The organism is Chitinophaga sp. CF118, from assembly GCF_900112615.1.
GTDB lineage: Bacteria > Bacteroidota > Bacteroidia > Chitinophagales > Chitinophagaceae > Chitinophaga.
On sequence record NZ_FOMK01000004.1, the window covers coordinates 149,434 to 162,122 of the forward strand.

General features: G+C 41.7%; 9 protein-coding genes. 4 read left to right on the forward strand and 5 right to left on the reverse strand.

Annotation, left to right across the window (positions count from 1 at the left end; translation table 11 throughout):
* Positions 1–9 precede the first annotated feature (9 nt).
* Together BM176_RS16940 and BM176_RS16945 are read left to right on the forward strand one after the other, a co-directional pair.
* A complete protein-coding gene (locus BM176_RS16940) occupies positions 10–651 on the forward strand; it encodes a hypothetical protein (protein ID WP_090105184.1) in 642 nt (213 codons plus the stop codon).
* A 22-nt stretch (positions 652–673) separates the two neighbouring features.
* Positions 674–928 carry a hypothetical protein gene (locus BM176_RS16945; RefSeq protein WP_143097838.1) on the forward strand — a complete coding sequence of 85 codons (255 nt, stop codon included), beginning with the start codon at positions 674–676 and terminating at the stop codon, positions 926–928.
* 171 nt (positions 929–1,099) lie between these two features.
* Here BM176_RS16945 and BM176_RS16950 read toward each other — a convergent pair whose 3' ends face one another.
* Complete coding sequence (locus BM176_RS16950) at positions 1,100–2,920, reverse strand: beta-N-acetylhexosaminidase (protein ID WP_090105187.1); 1,821 nt, start codon at positions 2,918–2,920, stop codon at positions 1,100–1,102.
* Between the two features lie 198 nt (positions 2,921–3,118).
* On the opposite strand from BM176_RS16950, the gene BM176_RS16955 reads away from it, so the two are divergent.
* Both BM176_RS16955 and BM176_RS16960 read left to right on the forward strand, forming a co-directional pair.
* Positions 3,119–4,174, forward strand: a complete 1,056-nt coding sequence (locus BM176_RS16955) for an AAA family ATPase (RefSeq protein WP_090105189.1) — start codon at positions 3,119–3,121, stop codon at positions 4,172–4,174.
* Positions 4,171–4,695, forward strand: coding sequence for a hypothetical protein (locus BM176_RS16960; protein WP_090105191.1), 525 nt, complete (start codon positions 4,171–4,173; stop codon positions 4,693–4,695). Before BM176_RS16955 ends, BM176_RS16960 begins: the two co-directional genes overlap by 4 nt.
* 79 nt (positions 4,696–4,774) lie before the next feature.
* Here the strand turns inward: BM176_RS16960 and BM176_RS16965 are convergent, their stop codons facing one another.
* Genes BM176_RS16965 through BM176_RS16980 form a run of 4 tightly spaced genes read right to left on the reverse strand, consistent with a single transcriptional unit; the run spans position 4,775 to position 12,627 of the window.
* Positions 4,775–6,511, reverse strand: coding sequence for an alpha-L-arabinofuranosidase (locus tag BM176_RS16965; protein WP_090105193.1), 1,737 nt, complete (start codon positions 6,509–6,511; stop codon positions 4,775–4,777).
* 10 nt (positions 6,512–6,521) lie between these two features.
* Positions 6,522–7,751, reverse strand: a complete 1,230-nt coding sequence (locus BM176_RS16970) for a glycan-binding surface protein (RefSeq protein WP_090105195.1) — start codon at positions 7,749–7,751, stop codon at positions 6,522–6,524.
* 14 nt (positions 7,752–7,765) lie between these two features.
* A complete protein-coding gene (locus BM176_RS16975; protein WP_090105196.1) occupies positions 7,766–9,418 on the reverse strand; it encodes a RagB/SusD family nutrient uptake outer membrane protein in 1,653 nt (550 codons plus the stop codon).
* A gap of 20 nt (positions 9,419–9,438) precedes the next feature.
* A complete protein-coding gene (locus BM176_RS16980; protein ID WP_090105198.1) occupies positions 9,439–12,627 on the reverse strand; it encodes a SusC/RagA family TonB-linked outer membrane protein in 3,189 nt (1,062 codons plus the stop codon).
* Positions 12,628–12,689: the final 62 nt, after the last annotated feature.

The following is a 12,689-nucleotide window of genomic DNA, read 5'->3' on the forward strand; positions in this document are numbered from 1 at the left end:
ACAATAAAAATGAAAAATTTAATCATTGGCCTCATGGCAGTTGTACTATCTGGTTTTACCGGTTTTGCGCAAACTACATCATTACAAAATGCCATCACAAAGCTCGATCAGTCCCAAACAGCTAAAGATTATGAAAGTCTGGAGAAAGTGTTTGCTGCCATTGCATCGCAAGGTAATGACTGGCTACCTTATTACTATGCTGCTTTTTGCAATGCCAGGATCGGCCTTCTTTATCAGGATGATGGCGATAAGATAGAACCATATAGCATTCGTGGTGAGGAACAGGCTAATAAAGCGAAATCACTCCTGGATACTACCCGTCAAAAGAATGAGTTGTCCGAAGTATATACGGTGATGAGTATGGTATATCGTACTAAAGTATTTATTAATCCCATGACTTACGGTAGAAAATACGGCATGTTATCCGACCAGTGGCTTAGACAGGCAAAACAATTCAATCCCACAAATCCAAGAGCGATGTATGTAGAAGCATGGGTAAAATATAATACACCAAAAATGTGGGGAGGAGATAAGAATCTTGCCAGGCAACTGGCTACGCAAAGCTTAAAGCTGCTGGAAAATGCTACACCGGATAGTCAGCCTCACTGGGGTAAAGCAGAAGACATGGAACTTTTAAGTAAGTATAAATAAATCACGTTAAAAATTTCATTTTATGGCACTCGTATTTATCATCATCCTGCGAATACTATTTATAGCTAGTATGGTATTCATTATCGGGTATGTTTTCGGTGGTTTTTCAAAGAAACCATCATTAAGTATAATAACCAAAGTTGCTGTTATACTTGTTATCTTCCTGTTTATAGCTACAAATATATTGTTAATGAGTATCGCCTTCAGGCATGCTGATGGCAGAGGACCATGGCATTGCAATCAGGAAGTAAAAGAAGAAAGGCATGTGGGTAACTGAGAAGGTATTTGAAAATAAAGAGAAGAAGATGGATCAAAAATAAATAAAGGGCTTGAGAATTACTTAAACGACCAAGGCCCTCCATCAAGTGTCCGAATGAAAAGAGCCTGTATCGCGATTAAGATACAGGCTCTTCTCTTTCCTCCTGATGGAGACTTGTAATTGTATAACTTACTTGCTATCCGCTAAAGAAACACTGAACATATTACTGATACGACCACCAGGAGTAACAATGATATAATTCAATGTTAATGGTTTGGCTGAGTATGGAAGCTGAATAGGACCGCTGTATAAAGTAGCTGCCTGATCAGCTTTATGACCATCCACAGTATAGTATATGGTACTATTGTTTACAAATGGAATGATCTCTACAGTCTTCCTTCCGGAAGACGCTGTACCAAAACGAATCTTTGCTTCCGGAATACGGTAGAATACATTCATTTGTTCCAGTTCCTGTAAACGAAGAGGTAAACGTTTTGTAGAAAAATCATCATAGTTCTGATCTGCTCTTTCTGTCCAGGCGACCTCTGATAAAGCCAGTATCCTTGGGAAAAGCATATATTCCAGCTTATTATTCGTAGGGATGTATTCTGTCCACAGATTGCCCTGTACACCCAGGACATGCTTTTGTTGTTCGGCGGTTAAAGAATCTGGTTTTGGATGATAGCTGTATACTCTTTCCAATGGCAGAAAACCGCCAATAGCAACCGGTTCTGTCTTACCATCCTTTGCCTGGTAATGATCCAGATATAAGTGACTATTAGGCGACATGATTACATCATGTCCCATTCTTGCTGCAGCTATACCACCGGCTTCACCTCTCCAGCTCATAACGGTTGCATTTGGAGCGAGTCCACCCTCCAGTATTTCATCCCAACCGACTAAACGCCTGCCATGCTGATTTAAGAACTTTTCAATGCGGGTAATGAAATAGCTTTGTAATCCGTGTTCATCTTTCAGTTTCTGTTTGCTGATCAGTTTTTGTGCAAATGCAGATTCTTTCCAGTGTTCTTTAGGCACCTCATCTCCACCTATATGAATAAACTCACTTGGAAAGATGTCCATCACTTCAGTCAGTACATCTTCCAGGAATTTAAATGTTTCTTCTTTAGGGCAGAAAATACTGTAATGTACTCCCCAATAACCTGGAACATGGTAAGTAGTATCCTTACATCCAAATTCCGGATAAGCCGCCAATACAGCGGTACTGTGACCGGGGAGTTCAATTTCAGGTACAATAGTGATCTTACGGTCGGCTGCATATTTTACCAACTCACGTGCTTCATCCTGGGTATAATATCCTCCATGTTTTTCACCGTCATATACAAAGGGTTTGAAATCCCCATATTGGCCGATAATAGTGGAATCCCGCCATGCAGATAGCTGTGTCAGCTTTGGGTATTTCTTGATTTCCAAACGCCAGCCCTGATCTTCTGTCAGGTGCCAGTGCAGCCGGTTGAACTTAAAATAAGCCATCGCATCCACAATCTTTTTCATTTCATCTAAAGAGAAAAAGTGTCTGGCCACATCAATCATTACTCCACGATATCCAAATGCAGGTTTGTCTGCAATACTTACTGCGGGAATAATCAGGCCCCCGTTTTGCGTCTCTATTAATTGAAGTACTGTCTGAAAAGCATAAAAGCCTCCACTGTTTCCTCCTTTTATACTGATCTTATCAGTTGATACATTAAGGGTATAAGCCTCCTGCTCATTTCCCTGTTCTTCAATAATGATAGCGTTCCCGGAGGTATCAGGCGTTACAGTGAGCTTTAATTTGTACCTGTTCCACAGAAAGTCATTGAACAAGTCCGCATTCCGTTTAGCAGCATCACTTTTAGCAACAAGGTGAGTTTGCTGATCAAGGATAAAAACCCCTTTCCCGGGTTGAAGAGAAGCTGGTTTTGGAATGATGGAATAAACTCCATTCTGAGCATAGGCATTGCTAACTGCCATCCAGGCAATTAGAACAAAAACGATTCGCTTTAACATGGTACTATCCTAATTTATTATTGAGACCGTTGGCAATTTTCCCAATATATAAATATTCAATTAGGATCAAAAGGGAAATTGTACGAGCGGTTGGTACTGTTACCTGATACATTAAATAAAAAGTGCCTGCTTTCGAAACCTATAAACATTGCCTATGGCTATTATGCATTAAACAAAAGATGCTTATCTTTGAAAAGTATGAAGGCTACATTAAGAATACAAAACTTTGGACCAATCACCAATCTTGATATTGAAGTAAAGAAATTCAATATTCTGATTGGACCACAAGCATCTGGTAAGAGCACTATATCAAAAGTTTTGTGTGTTATACATTCGTTTGATTATACTATTTTTTCTAAAGCCAGTGAAAAGAGGCAGATAGACATACTATATGTGTTCCTCAATTATTATAGAATTGAGAACTTTCATAAACTAAATACATATTGGTTTTTTGAAGATGATTTCTTTTCTTTTGAATTAAATGGATTGAAAATACAAATTATCCATAAACAAGGACTGGAACATACTGTCAACCGAACAGAAAGCTACTATATTCCAGCCGAAAGGATAGCTTTGCCAATGATAAGTGAGTCATTATTTGAGCTTACCCTTGAACAAAGTACATTACCCAAATATTTCTTACAATTTGGAAAGGATTTCACTCTTGCGAGGAAAAACCAAAAGACATTCAATCTTCCAATTTTAAATGTTGAATATGAATATAAAGACGGTAAAAATCTTGTAATAATAAAAGGAAACGACCCACTCCAACTTGATGAAACATCTAGTGCTATTCAAGCCAATCTGCCGTTGTTGGTTATTCTCCAATATCCCATTAAAACTGCATCGCTATTTGTAATTGAAGAAGTGGAATTACATGGATTTCCGACATTACAAAAGGAGTTGCTTTATTACATTACAGAAAGAATGAGCATGCCTCACTTAAGCAGTGCTTATGTTATGTTGCCAACTCACAGTCCTTATATCCTAAGCGCTGCAAATAACTTGCTCTTTGCATCTAAAGTTGCTGCTCAGAATAATGATGCTGATGAAAAAGTCAATGACATAATATCCAGCAAATCATGGATTGACAAAAATGATTTTTCTGCCTATTATGTAAAAAATGGAAGTGCCACTTCAATCGTAAACGCGAATACCGGTCTTATTGATGAGAATGAATTAGATAGCATTTCTGAAGATTTGGCCGGTGAATTTGATGCTTTAATGGAATTGTACAAGCCTAATACCAAATGATACAGGATTTAAGAAGGGTTTTTGGCACTGAAACTGCTGATTGTCTTACTGAAACAAACGATACAAAAATAGAAATATTCGACTGTTATGATTGCGCTGCAGCACAGCAAAAAAGCTATATAAAAGCACGAGAAGAACAACCTGTTCATTTCACACTTGAAAACCCAACGGCTGCAACATTAGCCTTTGCGGCTTTAGATAATTGTTTACTTCGTTCTGATAATGAATCAAGATGTGATTTCTTTATAGGAAATTCCAGGAAGCTATATTTTGTTGAAATCAAACAAGTTAAATCTAATCAGAGAAGTGCTGCAAGAGCAAATGCTATAAAACAATTAGATTCTTCTATTTCCTTATTGAAAGATAAAATCGATCTTCAAAATACATCCCTTATTGCTGTGGTATGCCTTAAAGCAAAACAGGTATATCCTTTACAAAGTGCAAAACGTGCAGCAGATATTGTAGCTTTTAAAGAGACCCATAATGCGGATCTGATGGAAGGACAAAGTCATACCTTTTAATCTGATAATACCAGGGCAACAATTATGAAAAGAGTTGATCCCCAAGCCCCTTTTGAGCCTTTGGATCAACTCCAATACTTTACTTTTTATCGACCACCATAAATACCACAGACAAAGGCGGCAAGGTCACTGTCACACCTTGTTGTGCGCTGGCTTCATAGGCCTTTACCGCAGTATAATTTGCCGGGCCACCTGCTACACCTGAAGGACCTTCTCCATTTACAAATACCTTACGGGAAAAGCTGGTGCTCCCATCCCCTCCTGTCAGTACATACCAGTAAAAGCGATTGCCTGCATTAAAATTCTTGAAGGCAAGTTTTACATTTTGCTGATTAGTGCCTTTGTTTACAAGGGCAACAGACACCTCTCCTGAACTGAACGTTGATGCATAAGTACTGATATTGCTAGTACTGTCAGACACCTGGGTATTAATAAATCTGTCGCCCAGGAATTTCTGGAAAAAGTAGAAATAATAGAAGGCTGGTCTTGGTGCCCATTTCGTTTCACCGGAAGCGGCTTCACCCTGACTGAAGAGGCCATGATCATTGCCGTTCTCCCAGCTGTTTGCAATATCCCAGCGGCTGGCCATACCAAACTTATTCTTCATCAATTCACCCAATACCATTACAGCGTGCATGCCTGCTACCTGCGATACCATTTGCTGAGATCCCACAGCAAAGATATTCCACTCTGTCAGTGCAACCGGCTTTGTACTTACACCAGCTGTAGAAAGAGAGCTGGCCAGATAATCGGACATTGCTTTAGTTACAGTAACGGCAGAAGCCAATATTTCAGGCGGGTTGGAATTAGTATTGTAAGGAGTATAATAACTATGTACAATAAAATAGTCCGCTCCACTACCTGCCTGTTTCAATACACCGCTGTTCCAGCTTTGATCTGTTGCCGTAGCCCATACTGCCGGTGCATGTTCAAGTAATTGCGCACCAATATAAATTGGTTTACCATTTTCCGCAGCTGCTTTACGCATTGAATCTGCAAATACTTTGTAATGTCTGCCATAAAGATCTCCGGTTACCATTTCTGGCTGACCATCCTTATTCGCGGCAACGTCTATCCTGTAACCGGCCTGCCAGGTACCATTAGATTCATTACCAATCTCCCAGTAACGCGTACGTCCTTTATCATAACGTACCCAGTCAGCTGCGAGATGCGCTGCTGCTGCTACAGGATCAGCACTGGTACCATATCTTGCATACCCGTAATTTACGGTGATAATACCTTCATTGCCGGTTTGCTGCAACATGCTATAGTAATTATCCAGCGACAATGTCCAGCCGGCAGTATTGCCGCCATACCAGTAACCAGGATCTATACTATTACCATCAGCATCCTTAATGGTTGCAGGGGCATCAGCAGGTGGATTGCCTGGTAAGCCGTTCCAGAAAAATACACTACTGAGATTACCACCCGGGAAACGTATAATACCAGGATGCAGATTGGTAAGATGGGTGAGCAATGATTGCTCAGTAACCATCTGGCTCATATAAAGATTACTGTTGTTCCCGAATAAAGCGGGAGAAACTTTCGTGACTACCGTAGATGCATCTACGGTCACCGTCAGGGTGGCGGAAGCCGGAACCGTTTTTTCGGTATAAGAGGGTGCTGAAAAGGTTTTCTTCGCCCATCCCTCCATAAAAAACCCGATAGTACCTGCCAGTGAAGGATCACTGGGTACGGTTACGATTATTGAATCTCCCTTGTTCTCGCCGGTGTCTGTTTCTGCAGTACTCTTACTACAAGCTGTTACAATTGTCAATACCAGGCATACAATTCCAATGCTGTTGGTTCTTCTCATCGGTTAAAATTTATTTTATTTTTACAATCCTGAAATTATCAAAAGCCGCATTATATACATCTACAGGACTGGCTTCTGTAATAAAGCGATAACCAAACGCTACTACACCTCCATCTTTTAAAAGGTCTGCCATTGTAACGGCGCCCGCGCCTGTACCTTCTACACCATCTGCTACAGTTTTAAACTCAGATAACGGAACTGTAACGGTCACCCATGTATCTTTAGTATCCGCTATTCCATCTGCAGCAGTAGACCATGGCATAAAGCGATAGGCATAATTATCTCCCATGCGCAACACATCCACGCCGGCAGTCCATGGTTCTTTCGTGTTGATCTCAAACTTAAGTGCATAGTTAGCAGCCTGCTGTGTCATAACATCGCTTGTGAACATTGCTACCTCACTGAAATTACCCGAACGGTTACCATTCCACCAGGCTCCATCTTTTGCACCTACGCCACCAAAAATATTCTGCAGATAAGCGCCCCTGGTTCCCGGGAACATAGAAGCATCAGTAGTTCTGTTAGCTCCCCACCAGCCCCAGTTGAAAACAGGCAATTCCCCGGTTTCACCAGCTGCGGTAAGGTTGCTGATCACATTCCCACTCTGATGATCATTTAAAGGCGCATTGGACACCGTATTTCCATATTTAGCCTGAATTTCAATACGTCCGGTATCATCTCCCAGATCGGGCATAATCATTCCTAACCTTGTACCTGCCGCATTTTCCACAAACTCCGTTAACTCATGGCCACCTGGGAAAATCACTTTATCGATCAACCATAAACTGGAACCATAAATGATCAGTGAATCGCCCGGTAAGGCATTTTCATTTGAGATTGCTGCAATAGCTGGCGGTGGTATATCTACCACAAAAGAGTAAGAGGTTTCTCCATGTGAAGTTACAATACGGATAGTATTGGGAACATCTGGATCTGTTGCCTCCGTTGGTGCATTTCCCGGTATTGTAATAATGAGATGAGTATTGGTATTATAAGTGGAATTAAAATAAGCACTCTGTCCGTTGAAGGAAACGGTTACCGCACCATTCAGATTTTGCCCTGTTATCAGGATAAGCGTACCAGGCAATGCTCTTACAAAAGAGCTGTCCTGATGTAACGAATCCAGCAGGGTGACTGTATTAACAACCGGTGAACCGGAAATATCTTTATCTTTTGAACATGCCAGCAGTAATAATAACATAACCGGCAGCAGGTTTCTGATTGCTTTAATATTAATCATAACGTTACTTTTTTTTAATTAAACTTATATGGCACTGGCGGTTTTCTAAGATTTGGAGCAGCGGTCAACTCTGCTGCGGGATAAGGCAGCTGAAAATTGCTTTCTGAAACAGGATAAAAGGCCGGTTGATCAGATGTAACTGTCCAGGAAGTAGCATTGGTAGCAGCATTGGGAACAATCTTGTAAGAACCCCTGTCCTGATTGTTAAGGATAGAAAGTGCCAAAGCGGGATTATAATAATGCAGACGAACAATATCATACCATGCCTGTCCTTCCATCGCCAGTTCCAGCTTTCTTTCTCTAAAGATATCATCCCATGTGATCACTGTCATTTCATCGAGCCCGGCTCTGGTGCGTACAGCATTGTAATATTTCAATGCCTGCGCATCAGCGGTAGATGCATTGTTTCCCAGCACAGCTTCTGCATAAATCAGGTACACATCTGCGAGGCGCAACATGTAAGTGCTAATCTCCGTATGCTGTTGTGTTACTTTTCCATCATTATCTTCCGGCCGTCCTACTACATATTTTTTCACCCACGCGCGGTTATTATATCTGTCTGTACCAACAAAATTCCAGGGTACCTGTAATTCCTGTATGATCTTCTTACCAGGATTATTTGGATCGTCTATGGACTGATGTATATAGGAATAATGATCTCCGGGGAACATGAATGTTCCTTTACGACGTTTATCATTTGCTGAATACAGTTTCAGCAGGTCGTAAGAAGCACCGAGATCACCGCCCCAGCCATCGCCAAAACCTGTTATATCAGAGCTATAGGCAAGGAATGCCTGCACACTGTTTTGTGTTCCCCAGTCGCCATCATATTTCCATTGCAGAGAGAATAAACTTTCTGAATTGTTATTATTCTTCATAAGAAACAGGTCTTCATAATTACTCATCAGTGAAGCGCCGCTGTTCATAATCACATCATTTGCATACCATGCAGCACTGTCCAGATCTGCCTGAGTGCGGGAGCCCGATTGTCCTACGCCTGCACGGGTAAGGTACATCCTGGCCAGCATACCTTCTGCAGCCCATTTGGTTAAACGTCCTTTCTGCAAAGGAGTAGAAGGCAGGTTCTGTGCGGCAGCACGGATATCGCGTATTATGAATTCCCATACTGTCTCAGTAGTATTCCTTGTAATGGTAGTATCAGTGAGCAGCACATTATTATCTGTGATGATGGGTACTGGTCCCCAGTTCTGTACCAGGTAAGAATAAGCAAGTCCTCTCATAAAACGGCCCTCTGCAATCCCTGCCTGTTTTACATTTTCAGGTACTGAGGATGCAGTATATTTTGTGAGATTATTGATCACCATATTTGACTGTGCAACTACATTAAAAAAGGAAGTCCAGGAACTGTATACTTCTGGTGTAATATCTGTAGTCTGCATCCTGATATTATCTACCTGGTAGGAGCCTGACATTAAAATCCCGGCTCTTCCATCACCTATACCGTGCGAAGATTTATCATTCCAGGCAAACCATACAATATTATAGAGCGGGGCTGTACCTGCCAGCACCTGGTCTGATGATTTATAAAAATTAGCATCTACGATAGCATCTTCCGGTGGTCTGTTCAAAAAGTCTTTACTGCAACCAGCCAGTACTGCCAATATCATTAACGCGGTCGAATATATTTTATAATTAAGCTTGTTCATGATCTAAATTTTTAACTGCTTTAAAAATCAACGGCTACACTGGCAGAGTAAAGTCTTGTTAACGGATAACGGCCTGCATCAACGCCAATGAGCTGGCTGTTCAGCTGTACCTCTTTCCCCATGTAAGCACCTACTTCAGGATCATACCCTTTGTATTTAGTGAAAGTGGCAAGGTTCTGTACGCCTGCTGTAAGGCGCACTGCCTTTATAACCGATTGTTGCCGAAGCAGGGAACGTGGAATATTATAGCCCAGCTGTACATTCTTGATTCTTATATAAGAGCCATCTTCCACGAAAAGATTCGTGAAACGGTTACCATTTCCGTTCACATCATTACCTACCAGACGAGGTACACTGGTACCCGGATTCTGCAATGTGCCATCTGCTGATACGCGGGCATAATCGAATGATTCTGCCAACAGATTCCTGCCCAGGTTGATATTATTTGGATTGGTATTTTCAAAACGCAGGTAATTGTAGATCTCATTACCCTGTGCTGCAGTTACAAGTATATTCAGATCAAATCCTTTATAGGAAAATGTATTGGTAAAGCCGAAAGTCAGTTTAGGCCAGGGATTTCCGATGAAGGTCTGATCTCTTGAATCAATAATTTTATCTCCATTCTGGTCTTTGTATTTAATATCACCAACCCATACGCCGCCATCTTTTGTTACAGGAAGCCGGCTGCCATCTGCTTGTGCAGGGATAGCACTGTTGTTAATTTCATCAACTGACTTAAAGATGCCTTCGGCAGTATATCCGTAGAACTGCCATGGGGCATCTCCGATAGATGAACGGGAAGTGAAGTTATTCATGTACCATGCAGACCTTGACAGGAATGCTGCATCTGAATAAAACTTAGTGATCTTTGTTTTAAATGCGGAAACATTAAAATTAGTTCTCCAGGTAAAACCGTTGAGGTTATTAATATTTACCGTATTCAGGGTAAGACCGAAGCCTTTATTCTGCATGGCTCCAATATTCACAGTAGGAGCATTGATGGCGCCTTCTCCCTGTGTACCCATGTAAGCAGGCAGTGGGTTAGGCATTAACAGGTTATTCGTTTTTTTGATGTAGAAATCACCTTCCAGCTGAATCCTGTCTTTCAATACACTCAGGTTAAACCCGATGTTTTTTGTTTCTGTTGACTCCCATTGAAGATTTGCATTTCCATATTGACCGGTACGAAAACCAGCTCCCCAGGCTGTTGTAACTGCATTTAATGCAGAATACTGCGCCCCGCCGCTACCGTTATTACCTGTAGTACCATATTCTGCACGTATCTTCAACTCATTAATAAAAGGTATCTGTTTCATAAATGACTCTTCGGAGATCCTCCAGGCACCAGATACTGATGGGAAAAATCCCCACCTGTTATCAACCCCAAAATTGGATGAACCATCCGTTCTGCCAGCCACTTGAAGAATATATTTGTTGTTGTACGTATAATTCACACGTCCCAGGTATGATTCCAGAGCTCCTGAACTTTTGTAACTGCCGGTAGTTTGTCCTAGTGCATCACCGAGGTTCAGTGATTGAATATCATTGCTGGCGAACCCGGTTCTCATTGCGGAAAATCCCTGAGAATTCCAGGACTGTGCCTCATGGCTGATCATCACGCCAATGCTATGCTTTCCTAAATCCTTATTGTATTGTAATAATTCGTTGAGGTTCCAGTAGAAATTTCTGTTGTTGTTGATACTTAAACTTGCCTTTTCATTAACATTATAACCCAATTGGTAAGTAGGGATAAATTTGGCGCCATCTGCATATTCAAAATTACCATTGAAGCTGGTACGGAATATCAGGCCTTTTATGATACCAATTTCGGCAGAGGCTCCACCCAGACCACCGGTCTTTTTATAATTGTTGCTCACAAGATTGGCAATAGCTACAGGATTAAGTGGTGCATACTTTGCATTGCCGCCAAATTCATTCACTGTTGCACCTCCCCAGCTGCCGTCAGGATTTTTTACCGGGATATTTGGAGCCAGGTTGATGGCATTCCTTATCACATCTTCACTTGTAGCTGCCAGTTTTTCTTTGGTCTGGTAAAAATTAAGAGAGGTACTCAGTTTCAACCATTTAAATGCCTGGTTATCCAGATTAAGACGGAAAGAGTATCTGTTAAAATCAGATCCTATAGCAACACCATCCTGCTTGAAATATTCGCCAGACATATAATACGTGGTATTAGTGGCTCCACCACTTACAGTAACCTGGTGTTTCTGCAAAGCTGCAGTTTTGAACAGGGCTTTCTGCCAGTTGGTACCTTTGCCCAGCACACTGGGATTTTTAAACTCAGCTGTTGGAGTACGATCCAGTTGCTCAGCAATTTCGTTACTCATTTGTGCAAACTGGCGGAGGTCCATCACAGGCAATCCTTTCGGTTCATCCTGCAAAGAGTATAAATAGTTGTACCCCAGTTTTACCTGCCCGGGTTTACCCCGTTTGGTTGTTACCAGCACCACACCATTAGTGGCGCGGGAACCATATATAGCTGTAGCAGAAGGCCCCTGCAGGATTTCCATTGATTCCATATCGGAAGGATTAATCCCTGCCAGTGGATTAACAGAACTGGTAGCCCCGTAAGCAACAGTGGAAGGCTGTATTTGTACCCCATCTATAACATACAGCGGCTCATTGGTTCCGTTCAGTGTATTAATACCCCGTATGCTGACTGAAAGTCCGCCGCCGGGTTGTCCTGAATTCTGAGTTACATATACCCCTGCTGCCCTGCCCTGCAATGCCTGGTCGAGGGTAGTATTTATGGTTTTGTTTATATCGGCAGATGAAATGGATACCTGCGCACTGCTTTGATCCGTTTTTTTCATTTTTCCGTATCCAACTACCACTACATCATTTAAGGTGCGGGGATCCTGGTCCAGACTAATACTCATTGTACTGCCTGAACCGGCTTTTTGTTGTTTTGATACAAAACCAAGGGAGGAAATGGTGATTACCTGACCAGGTGCTACAGTAATGGTAAAGTTTCCTTTATCATCGGTGGCGGTAATGGACTTTGTCCCTTTAATAGTGACAGATGCACCGGGAATTCCTAAACCTGTTTCCTGGGAGGTGACTGTACCGGTAACTTTTCGTAGCTCACCGGGAAGGTTCTGCCCTTTTGCGGGCATCATTAATGCACATACAGAAATCATCAACCATACGATTAGGTATGATGATCCAGTAATACTGGCTCGTTTCATAGCGTGGAGGAATTAAGTGATTTTGGCTTGTTAATTCATTTGTTCATTGTTGGGTACCCCAT